This is a genomic window from Peribacillus sp. TH27 (genome assembly GCF_016650915.1).
In the GTDB taxonomy this organism is placed as follows: domain Bacteria; phylum Bacillota; class Bacilli; order Bacillales; family DSM-1321; genus Peribacillus; species Peribacillus butanolivorans.
In genome coordinates this window covers 5,642,827-5,656,315 of sequence record NZ_JAEKEV010000002.1, presented here as the reverse complement: position 1 = coordinate 5,656,315, position 13,489 = coordinate 5,642,827, and the positions used below count along the sequence as shown (strand labels likewise).

Sequence of the window (13,489 nt, the reverse complement as noted above, 5' to 3'; positions counted from 1 at the left end):
GTTACCTCCTCTTTATAATTTATTTTACCATAAGTAAAAGTGATTATTACAATAGCAAATATATATTTCACTTATTTTTAATTTACCCTTAAAGTAAAGGAAACAATAAAGATGGAGTGTTCAACTTGGGAAAAACAGCAAGAGAAACAATAAAGCTTGGCTTTATTAAAGGGATAGTTTTAACCCTACTAATTGCTATTGCAGCAAAATTCTTGGCAGAGCTCCCCTTCCTTCATATAATGGGGCAGCTCGTCATAGCGATATTAATAGGGGTGTTTTGGAAATCCATAGTCGGCTTGCCTGATTATGTGGTTGCAGGGACCAATTATTCTAGTAAGGTTCTTTTGCGATTTGGTATCATTTTGTTAGGGATGCGTTTGAACTTAAAGGATATTTTTAATGCTGGACCAAAAACTTTTGCTGTCGGAGCTATTAGTCTTGTATTTGCTATATTAATAGTTTATGGATTGACCCGTCTTTTTAAGGTCGAAAAAAAGCTGGGTATTTTGACAGCCTGTGGAACAGGAATTTGTGGAGCTGCGGCTGTCCTTGCGATTTCCACACAAATTAAAGCAAAAGAAAAAGATACAGCGATTGCCGTGGCAACGGTTGCGGTATTGGGAACAACCTTTACATTTGGTTACACCATTCTTTACCCATTCCTAGGTTTATCAGATCAGGGATACGGAATTTTCTCGGGAGCTACACTGCATGAAATTGCTCATGTAATTGCCGCTTCAGCACCAGGTGGAAATGAGGCAGTAGATATGGCAGTCATGGTCAAGTTAACAAGGGTTGCCTTACTCATTCCTGTTGCAATTTTTATTGGATTCATAATGAATTTGAAAGAGAGAACAGCTAATCCTGGGAAGAAATTTTCATGGAAATCTATCCAGATTCCTTGGTTTATTTTAGGGTTTTTAGCAACTAGTGCACTTTATTCTACAGGAGTAGTACCAGAAGCTATTGCTGAATACATTGTTTCACTTTCTTATATCCTCATGGCAATGTCTATGGCGGGACTCGGATTAAATATAGATCTTGTAATATTCAAGAAATATGGTGGAAAACCATTTGTTGCTGGTCTATTCGGTTCAATCTTATTATCAATTCTTGGTTATGTATTGGTCCGCGTATTACAATTAAATTAATATTCACAAAACAAGCATTCCTTAATTGGAATGCTTGTTTCAGTTTGTAGACAAAAGGGGTTCGGAATGTTTTAATTCCGGACCCCTTTTGAAATCCCCTTTGAATTTTGCTCAAGATTAAGAGATTGGGCCTCTACGAGCCCACTTTATTAAGCCATTCTTGGACCTTGCCATGTCCAATTGGCTATCTTCTTTAAATTCATGGCAGCGAAAGTAAGCATCGCCTGCATCGACAATTTTTTAAGTCCCCTTAAAGTAGTCCAACGCATACCATGCTTTTCTTTTGCATCTGCGAATACACGCTCTATTGTTTCTTTACGTTTCGCATATATAGGTTTTACATCCTTGTGATGACGCAGATGATCTGCTTCTTCCATATAATTTTGCCAGATATGGCGTGTCACCACTTTTTGATGGTCTTTGCTTACTGTACACTGTGATAAAAATGAGCATGTCGCACAAGTGTGTTTGGGTGATTTGTACTCGCGATAGCCCTCTTTATTTGTTGTTGAGTACTTTAAAATCTCGCCCGATGGGCAGAGATAACAATCAAAATGTTCATCGTAAACATAGTCATGCTTGCGAAAGAACCCTTCTTTTGTTCGTGGACGTGTATAGGGTAAAGCTGGTGTGATTTCTTTCCCAAAAAGGTAGCTTGTAATGGCTGGTGTTTTGTAAGTCGCATCTGCGGCAACAGCTTCAGGTTTTCCAACTTTCTCAATCACTTGTTCAACAAGAGGCTCTAAGATATGACTATCATGCGTATTTCCCGGTGTTACAATCGTCCCCAGCACAAAACCGTTGCGGTCCGCAGCCGCATGAAATGAATAGGCAAACTGTTTTGTTCGTTCATCTTTTACATAGTAGCCACTCTCAGGGTCAGTTGTACTTTCTTTAATTTCTTTGGTTTCTTCTTTATCAAATTTATCCGGTGGAAAAGGCTTCTTTCCATTGTTTTCACGATCTTGATTTATTTCTTCTTGAAGGCGTCCTTGATATGCTCGTGTTTCCTTACGAACGATTTTCTTTTCGAATTTTCGCTTATTCGCACTGGCTTTCACATGTGTTGAATCAACGAATACGTGCTCTGCACTTATTAACTTTCTTTCTGAAGCTGTCATTAAGATACGATAAAAAATCCGTTCAAACAGGTCTGTATCTTTAAAGCGACGCTCATAATTTTTCCCGAACGTTGAGAAGTGAGGTACTTTATCATGGAAACCGTAACCTAAAAACCAACGGTAAGCCATATTCGTTTCAACTTCTTCAATCGTTTTACGCATCGAACGAATACCGAAGGTATATTGAATGAATGTCAATTTAACTAAAATAACTGGATCAATACTTGGGCGCCCTATCTCTGAATACATATCTTTCACCAAGTCATAAATGAAAGTGAAGTCAATGTCCCCCTCAATTTTACGAACCAAATAGTTCGCTGGCACCAGTTGATCCAAAGTAATCATTTCAAGTTGATCTCGCTGAATAGAATTATGTTTCGAAAGCATCGTCATCACCTCAAGTTTTAATACTTCTATATTAAAACAAAAAGGACTGTAGGCAAAAGTGGTTATATCTAATTGTTAAAACAAAGTTGATTGGAACGGAAGGTGCGAGACTCCTGCGGGAAATGCGTGTCCAAGGGAGACCCCACAGGCGCAAAGGCGCCGAGGAGGCTCCCTGACCGCCCGCGGAAAGCGAGTGCCTGGAGTGGAAATCAACGTCGAATTTTTACAACCCCTCAAAAAAACTGTAGACAAGCATTCCTTAATTGGAATGCTTGTTTTTCTTTAATAGATGCGGAACGTTAGCTCCATAAAAAATTTCATCCATCTCTGTTTGTAGTCTTTCTATAATTTCCTGTCGTTCCTCTGAATTTAATTTTTCTTCTGTGAAGCCGAATAAATAATTATTTATATCGAATCTTTTCAACTTACATTTCGTATGAAATATATTTTCCTGATACACATTGACGTCTATCATATCATATAAACTCTTTACTTCATCAGGGATGTAATTTTGAATGGAATTTATATCATGATCAATGAATAATTTCCGTCCATTTTTATCCCGTGTAAATCCTCGGACACGGTAATCAATAGTAATTATGTCAGTATCAAAGGAATGTATAAGATAATTAAGTGCTTTTAGTGGAGAGATTTCTCCACAAGTAGATACATCGATATCAGCCCTGAATGTACTAATGCCTTCATTTGGATGAAACTCAGGGTATGTATGAACAGTAATGTGGCTTTTATCCAGTTGCATGACAACATTATTGGGTAATGGGCCAGGGGATTCCTCATAGGTACCAGTCGGAACTTCGACGACAGGTCCTTCGGAAACAAGCATCGTTACACTTGCACCCTGTGGAATATAGTCCTGTTTTGCCGTATTCAAAACGTGTGCTCCAATTAAATCCGATACGTTTTGCAAAATCTTCGAAAGCCTTTCTGCATTATACTGCTCATCGATATATTCTAGGTAGGCTTCGCGTTCTTTCTTTGTTTTTGTAAAACAAATATCATACATATTAAAACTTAATGATTTCGTAAGATTATTAAAACCATGGAGTTCAATTCGTTGTTCTGGTGTAAGTTTCATGTTTGATCGATTCCCCTTATTTTTTTACAACTGTTCTTATAGTTACCCTTTATTAGAAATAAAAAACTAAAGGGAAGAATTTATGGCTAATAACCTTAATAAAAAAAGAGCAGTTGCAACTGCTCTTTTTCCCTATTTTGCTTCGGATTGTATTAATTTCTTTCTTTTAATTGGTGAAAGTGCACGTTCTAACCACCCTAATAAAATGTCAGCCAGAATAGCCATTAATGCTGTTGGTATAGCTCCTGCGAGAATAATTGCGGTACCATTCGAAGCATTGGTTCCCCTGACAATGATATCACCCAGTCCACCTGCACCGACGAATGTGCCGACTGCAGTTACACCAATCGCAACGACAAGTGCCGTTCGTAGACCAGCCATGATGACAGACAGGGATAATGGCAGTTCGACCATTCCTAGTAATTGGAACTTCGTCATCCCCATAGCCTTACCCGATTCTAAATAGGCATGATCAATGTTTGTAATTCCTACATACGTATTTCTTAGGATTGGTAGTAAAGAATATAAAAACAATGACAAAATAACTGTGTTTGTCCCCAGTCCCATTACTAACATAAGGAGAGCAAGCATTGCTAAGGCTGGTGTGGTTTGTATGACATTAGTTATCGAAAACACCCAATTACTCAACTTTTTATGCTTTGCGATGAATATACCTAGCGGGATAGCAATGATTGCGGCAAATAGAACTCCGTAAGCAGACATTAAAAAGTGGCGATAAAATTCAGTAAGTACGTACATCCAATTCTGGGAGTAATACGTTCCCAGTTGTTCCAAGGTTTCCATTAGATTGCACCTCCCATTTATTCAAAATAATTATGTGCTTCAAGGAACTCCGTTGCTACAATCGATGGTTCTTTCAAGTTTCCATCAACTTCATAGTTCAGTTCCTGCATCGTTTCGGTTGTGATTTCTCCAATTAACTTAGTTAGTTGATTTTCTATTTCCGGATATCGTTCTAACGCATCTTTCGTGACAACGGGTGAACAATCATAAGGAGGGAAATATTGTTTGTCATCTTCTAAAAGCTGCAAATTATTCACCTTAATCCGTCCATCTGAAGAGTATGCGAGGACAATGTCCATCTGACCATTTTTGACAGCGTCGTAAACTAGTCCAATTTGCATCGGATAGGTTTCTCCGAATTCTAATCCATAGGTGTCTACGAATTCCTTATAGCCGTCCCCTTTTCTTTTCAGCCAAGCACTATCGACACCTAATCTCAAATTCCCTGCATCTTTTTCCAAATCGGATATTTTTTTATAGCCTTTTTCCTCTGCCAATTCATTTGATATCGTAAATGCATAAGTATTATCAAATCCATAAGAATCGTAAAATTTGAATCCATATTGTTTTTTAAATTCCTTTTGAACAATTTCCATTGCCTTTACTGGATCTTTTTCAATATCCTGAGCTAAAACACTCGTTAAATCCGTCCCCGTATAACGAGTTGCGGCTACATCAATATCCCCACTCTCCATTGCTTGTTGCTGTACGAAATTCGAACCTAAATTCTTAATAATCTTCGTATCAAGGTCTGTATTTCGTTCAAGTAGTTGTGCTATCATGTTTGCCAAGATTTCGGATTCGGTCATACTCTGCGCACCAATTTTAACCGTTTTTTCAGAAGATGACCCCAACCCAGGCAACGAGCAGCCGCTGATGAATAATGAAAACAATAAAAGGGTAGTAAAACTTATTTTTCTTATTTTTTTATACATGGTATTCCTCCTCAAGCAACTTCCTTCATACCTTTTAATCCTTTTGGTACGACTTTTCGTTCAATGATCGAGAAAACATAATCCACCAGGATAGCCATGATGATTACCGGTACTGCACCTGCGATGATATATTCTGTTTGGTATAAATTCAAACCAATAAATATGTAATCCCCAAGTCCTCCGCCTCCAATAAAGGAAGCCAATGTTGCCCAGCCAATTAAATAAACGGAGGCAGTGCGAATCCCAGCCATAATGACGGAAAGTGCAAGTGGAAATTCAACTAGACGAATTCTCTCCCAACTCGTCATCCCGATGCCTCTACCAGATTCAAGTAAATTTTTATTTACACCTTTAATGCCTGTATACGTATTCCTGAGAATAGGTAAAACAGAATAGAAAAATAACGCAATAATAGCAGGTGTCTTCCCAACACCGAGGAATGGAATGAAAAATGCTAGTACTGCCAAGCTTGGCAACGTCTGCATGATGTTTGCAATTCCAATAATTATAGATGCGCTTTTTTTCATACGGGTCAACAAAATGCCAAGCGGTACAGCAACTAGTATTCCAAGGAATACAGCAATCATAGATATATATAAATGCTCCCACGCCTTGTAAAGCAACTCTAGCCAATTCGTTTGTAAAAAATCGAGCAATGTTTCCATCTCATTCACCTCCTAAAACATCTCAGCCATTTCAGCCACTAGATTATCTTCTTCCCCCCAGATGCTGTCGTACACGATGTCAACCAGTGTAGCTCTAGTAACAATTCCGACCAAATGTTTATTTTGGTCAACGACCGGCACATATTTAAATCCGCGTTTTAAAATCTTCTGAACTGAATCACGGATTAATGAGTCTTGTTTCACAGAATAGACTTCAGTATTGATTACTTCACTAATAAATGTAGCTTTTTTACGATATTCACTAATCGTTTCAACATCTACAAATCCTTTTAATACATTCTCTTCATCTACCACGAGCAGAGAATCAACTCGTTTTTCTCTCATAATAGTGATAGCGTTAGTAAGAGACTTTTCCTCAGTAATTGAAATGGGATTACGACTCATGATTTGTTCGACCAATTGTACGTTCGGTCTTGTTTGAAGCAATCGTTCTTTACCGATAAATTCTTCAACAAATTCATTGGCTGGATTTCTGAGAATTTCATCCGGGGTTCCCACTTGAACAATTTCCCCAGCCTTTAAAATCACAATACGATCAGCAAGTTTAATCGCTTCATCCATATCATGGGTAACAAAAACAATTGTCTTATTAAGTGTGCGCTGCAGATTTTTAAATTCCTCCTGAAGAGCATCGCGGGTGATCGGATCTAGAGCACCAAAAGGTTCATCCATTAATATGAGTGGTGGATTAGAAGCTAGAGCCCTGAGAACGCCAATTCGCTGTTGCTGACCGCCGCTCAGTTCGTAGGGATACCGTTCTAAATATTCGGGACCCATATCAACGAGCTGCAGCAATTCTAGCGCACGTTCTTTTTTCTCTTGATCACTCCATTTAAGTAGTTTTGGAACGAGGGTGATATTTTCAAGAATCGTCATATGAGGGAAAAGACCAATTTGTTGAATTACATACCCGATCTGTCTTCTAAGCTTAACCGGATCCTTTTCCATTATATTTTCTCCATTTATGAGTATCTTACCTTCGGACGGTTCAATCAGGCGATTAATCATTTTCATTGTCGTTGTTTTCCCACAGCCACTCGGACCAATGAAACAGATGAACTCCCCTTTTTTTATATCAAGTGTTATATTCTTTACAGCTTTCTTCCCTCCCTTATAGACTTTCGATACATTTTCAATTTTTAACACGACAAGCACCTCCATCATTCGCATACAATTACAAATTTTACAAATTCATTTCACTTTTCATATGCACAGTCTCTTATACCCATACGAAAAAATATTAAACCTTTTATTAAAATAAACTAGTTCAATGTAATTACATTAAAGAAATGGAATGAAAAAAACTACCTCATTTTAATAAAGGTAGTTAATAGATTTAAGTTTTTAACATTGAATTAAAACCCGATATTTTTAGCGATGAGGGTTTTCACTATTTCATCTGACCCTGTATAGAATGTTGTCAAACGAATGTCTCGATGACGCCGGGCAATTTTATAATCACCCATATTTCCGTATCCATCATGTAACTGCATGCACTTTTCAGATATTCGCTTTGACATCTCCGTAATCCAATATTTAGCCATCGATACTTCAGTTATGATATTCTCCCCATTCATATGTTTACAGATCAAACCATCAACAAACGTTCTACCCAGCTGAATATCGGTCGCTATTTCAGCAATGGTAAACTGTGCCTTATTAAATTTACTTATTTTATTACCAAATGCTTTTCGTTCTTTTATAAAATTCATCGTTAAGTGGAGCATGTCCTTAGCTGCCATTAAAGACCCAATCGCACACATAAGTCTTTCCTGCTGCAGTTTTTGCATTATATATGATAGGCCCTTCCCTTCCTCCCCAAGGATGTTCCCAGCAGGAACTGAAGCATCATCGAAAAATAGTTCGGCTGTTTCTGAGCTATTCTGGCCTGCTTTTTCAAGCTTTCTGCCTCGTGTAAGCCCTGGCGTATCTTTATCAATAAGCAACAAACTGATTCCATCATTGGAAGGATTAGCATCAAGATCAGTTTTACATGCTACAATCAATAAGTCAGCTTTAAAGCCATTTGTGATAAACGTTTTGGCTCCATTGACAATATAATACCCTTCTTTCTTGATGGCTGTGGTTTGGATATTCGCTAATTCTGAATCCATTCCTGGCTCTGTCATTGCAAAAGCAGAAATCATTTCTCCTGAACTGAACTTGGGTAAATACTTTTGTTTTTGATCTATTGTTCCGAATGAAGCAATATACGGGGCTACAACATCAGAATGAATTGAAATGCCTACTAAGGCTGATCCAACCATTTCCAATTCCTCTGCCAGAACAACTGAATATCCAAAATCTGCTCCTACCCCACCGAATTCCACATCAAGCCATGGACATAAAAATCCGTTATCCCCAATCTTTTTCCAAAATGAGCGAGGTACTTCCCCCTCTTTTTCCCACTTATCATAAAAGGGGATAGCTTCCTTGTCGAGAAATTCACGAATTGATTGTTTAAATAATAAGTGTTCTTCTGTGAGGAAGGAACGTGAATCATTCTTATTGAACGCCATCGTGTTAACCATGGGTTAACCTCCATTCGCTAATGATTTTGTTGAGATACATCAATGTGAAATATCTTGTAATCCACAACCATAATCAAGATAAATAGGCTAAATATATAGATGTAAACGGTTACAATAATAAAAATCATCAAACTGTCAAAATGGCCCATAATATTCATGTTCAACAAAAGTATTGAATTCCCTTTTAAAAATCTATTTTTCACCATTTTAAATTCATTTTTGATTATATTATTTGAAAAGCTACATGATTTAAGAAAATGATGATTGATACTTAACTGATTAAATATGGGTTAATCTTGTATTCTGCCGAGGTTATTTTTGTAATATAGGGTATTTTGGGATTTAATAATTCCTCACTTTCCGAATGCCTACATATTGCACAAACGTGGTCTTCTCTTCCTCTGATACATGATATGATTACTTTAGGCATAAGAAAAGGCGATCCTTCTTAATGAAGAATCGCACCTATCATTCCATAAGGAGTACCTCAAGCAAAACGCAGAGTTACAACGTTAAGAATATTCCAGAATAAAAAAAATCCCAATCTCTCAGTGATATAAATGAGAAATTGAGATTTAATTATTCTTCACCATTGCGCCTTAAGTTGGTTACCTTGGAAACGTTTTTAACCAATCATTTCCCTATTAGTGGAAAATTCAGTTATAATCTTTTGCCCAATCATATTCAATCATTAAATAAATTTTTTTCGCCTTGATTGTTTCTTATTGATCTCATTCAAAATAACCGCTATTTCGTGCGAATTTTCAATATGATGTTCCAATTTGGATTTATACAAGCTCAACTATTGATTATATGTTGGAACGGAAAAGTCACCAAATCAGTCGCTTTGGGCTTCATACATGGGGCTATTTTTTATACTAGAAAAAAATTATTGTTGACCCTCTGTGTAAATTTGAAAAGTTACACCGAATTTGTCCGATACAATCCCATAAGCAGGGCTAAAAAAAGCTTCCTGCAGCGGCATTTTTACTTGTCCATCTTGCGACAAGTATTCAAAAATTTGTTTTGATTTTTCGATATCGTTAGTTGAAATACAGATCGTAACCTGATCTCCAGTTTGACTAGTTTGACCTGGAAACATATCTGAAAACATGAGGTCCGTTTCTCCAACCTTTAACATTGCGTGTGACACAAGTTCCTTTGCTTCTTCCGGTATAGGAAATTCCGGGTTTTCTGGCATTTCTCCAAAAGTTTGATTAAAAAGGACTTTTGCACCCAATGCTTTTTCGTAAAATTGGATCGCTTCCTTCGCATTTCCGTTCATCATTAAATAGGGAGATAATCGCATTGTCATAATTAAATAGCTCCTTTGGTTCTAATTTCTTTACAAATCTTGAGTAACTTCCAAGCTTCCTTTTGAACTTGTCAGTGATAATAACTACTATACCATTATTACCCATGATTGTATTTTATAATAAAGAACGTATGTTCGTCAATATATATTACTTGAAGACTAACAATTTTTGAGCATTTCAAACAAGAACTAGAAGATTATATCCATTACTACAATCACCAACGCATCAAGGTGAAATTAAAAGGCATGAGCCCAGTAGATTACTCGGTTCATGCCCTCAAAGCTGCCTAACTAACTAAAAAAAATTGTCTAATTTCTTGGGTTCTCTTTATTTGATAAGCTCTTTTTTTGACTTTAGTCTAGCGTTTCAATTTGGTGAGCATAAAACTTAACACTTTGATATTGTATATCCTTATTAACTCGCTATTATTTCTGAATCTTGTCCTTTTTTATGGTTTGGTAACTTAGAATCTATCGATAGGAATCGGCTTCCATTTAATACTAGGTGAAGTGCAATAATCATAAGAATGAGGTCTAATTCGAATCCTGCACCTTCTCCATTCCCCATAAAGCCTGCTGGAAATTTCACATAAACAATTGCACCAGCCATAATGAATATAAGGAGGGCAGAAATTATTCTTGTTCCAAGACCTAAAATTAAAGCAATTCCTCCAACCAATTCAATTGTACCAACTACATAGGCCATAAATCCCGGAATGCCTATACTTTGAAACCATCCAGAAATGTTATCCAATCCACTTTGGAATTTTGACAAACCATGCATCAAAAATGTAAGTCCCAACATTACTCTTAATAAAAAGGTACCGATTTCTTGTTTTTTCATGACACATCTCCTTTTATTATATTTCACACTACAAAGTGTAGTGTAATGATATAAAAAAATCAAGTGAAAGTCATCCGACAATCACTATAGTCATTCCCAATAGTATAATCAAAACATATATAGAAACAAAAATCGTGGTAGTATCAGCCTTTAAAGGAATTCTACTTTTAGGATCAACTAATTCCTGAAGTCTATAGTTAACTGATTCATTCGAGAAGTGGACAAGGACGGGAGAGGATTTATCAGAGCAAGAATGTTTAATTAACTTCAACAAAGCAGCGCTTATGCCTAATTCAGTCCCCATTTTATTAATCGCATATTCATCGGCTAATAGTTCACTAATTATTTTGTAATTTTCATAACACCATTTTGTCAGTGGGACAAACCATAACGCCTGTGAGATCAACTGTAAAATAAAGATTACTAATGGATCATATTTTTTTTGGTGAAAGGCTTCATGCTCTACTACTGCTTCTAGCTCATCAAAGTCCAATAATTGAATTAAACCAGTACTAAACACAATGAAAGGGCGCCTGAAACCAAGCGTAAACGCAAGAGGTTGATCAGCATTCACAACTAAGATATCTTTGTTGGCCCGTTTGAATGTTTCGTTTATAGACCTTGTCTTTTCAACGTTTTTGTAGTTAAAAAGCTTTTGTTTAAACCTTCTGGAAAGGAGATATTGCTCTGCAATTTTGAATAGTGTGATCAAAATACTATAGGATATTACTATAATGAGCAGTGTGATGACGACAAAGTAGTATACTGAACCTTCTTTAAATAGACTAAAGCAAAATTTAAAAAAGTTGGCTTTAATATTTACTCCAAAAAAGATGTGTACCAAAAACGCTCCCATTTGGCTCCATACTACACCGGCAATTAAAAGACTAAGGCTTATCACAAAATAAGACTTTTTCTTCCACATTATAATTTATCCTTTTTTAACGATTGAATTTTTTGTTCCAATTTTTCAATTAAAGCTTGGTCAGCGTCTTTCATGGCATCAAGCATATGGCTAATGACAGCACCACCAAATTCATCTAGCAAATTCTCAGTCAGTTTCTTTGACTGCTCTTCTAAAAACTCCGCTTTAGATTGCACAGGGCGAAATAATGAAAGCCTTCCTTCAGACCACTTTTCAAGAATGCCTTTTTCGACTAGACGATTCATGACTGTCATTACAGTATTAAAGTTGATAGGCTTTTCAAGCTCCAATGATTGCTGCACCGCTTTAATACTCTGTTCATTTTTATCCCATAAATATTCCATGATACTAGCTTCCAAGGGACCAAAGAAACGATTCAGTCCAACTTCATCATATTTAAAATTTTTAATATTCATCTTTTACCCTCCCACTACGAATTGTAGTGGAAATTCTTGTTAGAATCAAGTTTCATCAGGAAGATTAGATCTGATGTATATCCAAATATCTTTATGGGCGGCACAATCGAATTTGTAACCCTTCTTGGATTATTAATTGTTAAGCTTAATTGAGTCGAGTAATGCATACAAGATTGAAGTATGGTTGGAAATAGCGTGTTAATTACATGATGCCGACCATCGAAATGATTTTTCATGACCTGACAACATTTGATTAATTGCTTTAATAGCTTTTCTAGCACCAATATGGCCTACCAAATGATTATTTTGCCATTCATTACCTCCAACACTGGCCTGGCTTTTTCCAGTACTTCTGGATCTCCACCTGCTATTACAGTCAAAATTCCTTTCAGCTCCAAATGTTCCCCTGCTAACAGGTACATCCAAAACCCGGATCCTTTTTTCCTGATAAGCAGAATGAATCTCCATAATAATTTGTTTTCACATTAAATCTCAGTTTTTGCTTCGAATTTTAAAGAAACGAGCCTAATGAAGGCTCGTTTCACTAATTAATGATTAACTCCTTGTTGTAAGTTTTTCTATTTCATCAGAATTATAGAAATGATACCCTAGTGTCGGCTTTTGGGCCGCACCATACATTGCAGCAGCTACTTTGTTTGCTTCTATGGCACGATATGGACGTAAAGGGCCAACTAAGAGAAATTTAGCAAAAGAACCAATCATACCAGAAATCTTTTCACCTGCCCTAAATTCCTTTCGTTCACCAAGAAGTAAGGACGGGCGAAATATATGTACAGAATTCAATTCTAGTTGTTGTAGTGTTCCTTCCACATCGCCTTTAACACGACTGTAGAAAAACTTGGATTTGGAATTGGCTCCCATGGCTGTTATGACGAGAAATTTCTCAACATTAGAGGCTTTCGCCATTTTCGCCGCTTCAATAACAAATTCATAATCAACTTTACGAAAAGCTTCTTTCGATTTGGCTTTCTTAATAGTTGTACCTAAACAAATAAAAACATCAGTGACATTGAATAAATCTGCATATCTGACTAAATTATCAAACTCCACAATATGGACTTCGCAATTAGGTTCTTTAGATTCTATTTCCCTTCTAGTTAGCAAGTGGATTTCCTTATAATTATTGCTGTTACTTAACTCTTTAACTAAATGGGTACCAACGACTCCAGTTGCACCTAAAATCAATGCAGTTTTTATAGTCATGATTTCCTTCTTTCCTTTATAAGCTACTAAATAGCAGACTATACTTTTATTTCA

Annotated in this window: 14 protein-coding genes and 1 pseudogene; 2 read left to right on the top strand and 13 right to left on the bottom strand. The window is 36.6% G+C overall.

Features of this window, described 5'->3' with window-relative positions:
- Positions 1 to 125: 125 nt before the first annotated feature.
- Entirely contained in the window at positions 126 to 1,151 is a 1,026-nt protein-coding gene (locus tag JFU24_RS28620) for a YeiH family protein (protein ID WP_201185096.1), read from the top strand.
- A 149-nt stretch (positions 1,152 to 1,300) separates the two neighbouring features.
- On the opposite strand, the gene JFU24_RS28615 is transcribed toward JFU24_RS28620, so the two are convergent.
- From JFU24_RS28615 to JFU24_RS28580, 8 genes are all read right to left on the bottom strand, one after another.
- Complete coding sequence (locus JFU24_RS28615; RefSeq protein WP_201250823.1) at positions 1,301 to 2,659, bottom strand: IS1182 family transposase; 1,359 nt, start codon at positions 2,657 to 2,659, stop codon at positions 1,301 to 1,303.
- 259 nt (positions 2,660 to 2,918) lie between these two features.
- Entirely contained in the window at positions 2,919 to 3,755 is an 837-nt protein-coding gene (speD, locus tag JFU24_RS28610) for an adenosylmethionine decarboxylase (RefSeq protein ID WP_201185097.1), read from the bottom strand.
- A 132-nt stretch (positions 3,756 to 3,887) separates the two neighbouring features.
- Complete coding sequence (locus JFU24_RS28605; protein ID WP_053346307.1) at positions 3,888 to 4,559, bottom strand: ABC transporter permease; 672 nt, start codon at positions 4,557 to 4,559, stop codon at positions 3,888 to 3,890.
- Positions 4,560 to 4,576: 17 nt separating this feature from the next.
- Complete coding sequence (locus tag JFU24_RS28600; protein ID WP_201185098.1) at positions 4,577 to 5,494, bottom strand: osmoprotectant ABC transporter substrate-binding protein; 918 nt, start codon at positions 5,492 to 5,494, stop codon at positions 4,577 to 4,579.
- A gap of 11 nt (positions 5,495 to 5,505) precedes the next feature.
- Positions 5,506 to 6,159 (bottom strand): ABC transporter permease, encoded by a 654-nt coding sequence (locus JFU24_RS28595; protein WP_056527266.1) that lies wholly within the window; start codon positions 6,157 to 6,159, stop codon positions 5,506 to 5,508.
- Positions 6,160 to 6,171: 12 nt separating this feature from the next.
- Positions 6,172 to 7,326 carry a betaine/proline/choline family ABC transporter ATP-binding protein gene (locus JFU24_RS28590; protein ID WP_201185099.1) on the bottom strand — a complete coding sequence of 385 codons (1,155 nt, stop codon included), beginning with the start codon at positions 7,324 to 7,326 and terminating at the stop codon, positions 6,172 to 6,174.
- 209 nt (positions 7,327 to 7,535) lie between these two features.
- The gene (locus tag JFU24_RS28585; protein WP_201224249.1) at positions 7,536 to 8,711 is read right to left on the bottom strand and encodes an acyl-CoA dehydrogenase family protein; all 1,176 of its coding nucleotides are present in this window, start codon (positions 8,709 to 8,711) and stop codon (positions 7,536 to 7,538) included.
- Positions 8,712 to 9,600: 889 nt separating this feature from the next.
- The gene (locus tag JFU24_RS28580) at positions 9,601 to 10,026 is read right to left on the bottom strand and encodes a VOC family protein (protein ID WP_053346312.1); all 426 of its coding nucleotides are present in this window, start codon (positions 10,024 to 10,026) and stop codon (positions 9,601 to 9,603) included.
- Positions 10,027 to 10,197: 171 nt separating this feature from the next.
- Between JFU24_RS28580 and JFU24_RS28575 the strand changes: the two are divergent.
- A pseudogene (locus JFU24_RS28575) lies at positions 10,198 to 10,317 on the top strand (IS3 family transposase); the annotation flags it as partial.
- Between the two features lie 124 nt (positions 10,318 to 10,441).
- On the opposite strand, the gene JFU24_RS28570 reads toward JFU24_RS28575, so the two are convergent.
- The 5 genes from JFU24_RS28570 to JFU24_RS28550 all read right to left on the bottom strand — a co-directional run bounded on the left by JFU24_RS28570 (position 10,442) and on the right by JFU24_RS28550 (position 13,435).
- On the bottom strand, positions 10,442 to 10,870 hold the full coding sequence (locus tag JFU24_RS28570; RefSeq protein ID WP_201185102.1) for a DoxX family protein: 429 nt from the start codon (positions 10,868 to 10,870) through the stop codon (positions 10,442 to 10,444).
- A gap of 70 nt (positions 10,871 to 10,940) precedes the next feature.
- Positions 10,941 to 11,795 (bottom strand): M56 family metallopeptidase, encoded by an 855-nt coding sequence (locus tag JFU24_RS28565; protein WP_201250822.1) that lies wholly within the window; start codon positions 11,793 to 11,795, stop codon positions 10,941 to 10,943.
- On the bottom strand, positions 11,795 to 12,211 hold the full coding sequence (locus tag JFU24_RS28560) for a BlaI/MecI/CopY family transcriptional regulator (protein WP_201185106.1): 417 nt from the start codon (positions 12,209 to 12,211) through the stop codon (positions 11,795 to 11,797). The genes JFU24_RS28565 and JFU24_RS28560 overlap by 1 nt, the downstream gene beginning before the upstream one ends.
- A gap of 290 nt (positions 12,212 to 12,501) precedes the next feature.
- A complete protein-coding gene (locus JFU24_RS30910) occupies positions 12,502 to 12,609 on the bottom strand; it encodes an NAD(P)-dependent oxidoreductase (protein ID WP_201250821.1) in 108 nt (35 codons plus the stop codon).
- 157 nt (positions 12,610 to 12,766) lie between these two features.
- A complete protein-coding gene (locus tag JFU24_RS28550) occupies positions 12,767 to 13,435 on the bottom strand; it encodes an NAD-dependent epimerase/dehydratase family protein (RefSeq protein WP_201185110.1) in 669 nt (222 codons plus the stop codon).
- Between the last annotated feature and the right edge of the window lie 54 nt (positions 13,436 to 13,489).

Coding starts and splice junctions, on each gene's coding strand:
- JFU24_RS28585 (WP_201224249.1), bottom strand. CDS start 8,711: ATGGTTAACACGATGGCGTTCAATAAGAATGATTCACGTTCCTTCCTC.
- JFU24_RS28565 (WP_201250822.1), bottom strand. CDS start 11,795: ATGTGGAAGAAAAAGTCTTATTTTGTGATAAGCCTTAGTCTTTTAATT.
- JFU24_RS28550 (WP_201185110.1), bottom strand. CDS start 13,435: ATGACTATAAAAACTGCATTGATTTTAGGTGCAACTGGAGTCGTTGGT.
- JFU24_RS28605 (WP_053346307.1), bottom strand. CDS start 4,559: ATGGAAACCTTGGAACAACTGGGAACGTATTACTCCCAGAATTGGATG.
- speD (WP_201185097.1), bottom strand. CDS start 3,755: ATGAAACTTACACCAGAACAACGAATTGAACTCCATGGTTTTAATAAT.
- JFU24_RS28615 (WP_201250823.1), bottom strand. CDS start 2,659: ATGCTTTCGAAACATAATTCTATTCAGCGAGATCAACTTGAAATGATT.
- JFU24_RS28560 (WP_201185106.1), bottom strand. CDS start 12,211: ATGAATATTAAAAATTTTAAATATGATGAAGTTGGACTGAATCGTTTC.
- JFU24_RS28580 (WP_053346312.1), bottom strand. CDS start 10,026: ATGACAATGCGATTATCTCCCTATTTAATGATGAACGGAAATGCGAAG.
- JFU24_RS28600 (WP_201185098.1), bottom strand. CDS start 5,494: ATGTATAAAAAAATAAGAAAAATAAGTTTTACTACCCTTTTATTGTTT.
- JFU24_RS28570 (WP_201185102.1), bottom strand. CDS start 10,870: ATGAAAAAACAAGAAATCGGTACCTTTTTATTAAGAGTAATGTTGGGA.
- JFU24_RS28595 (WP_056527266.1), bottom strand. CDS start 6,159: ATGGAAACATTGCTCGATTTTTTACAAACGAATTGGCTAGAGTTGCTT.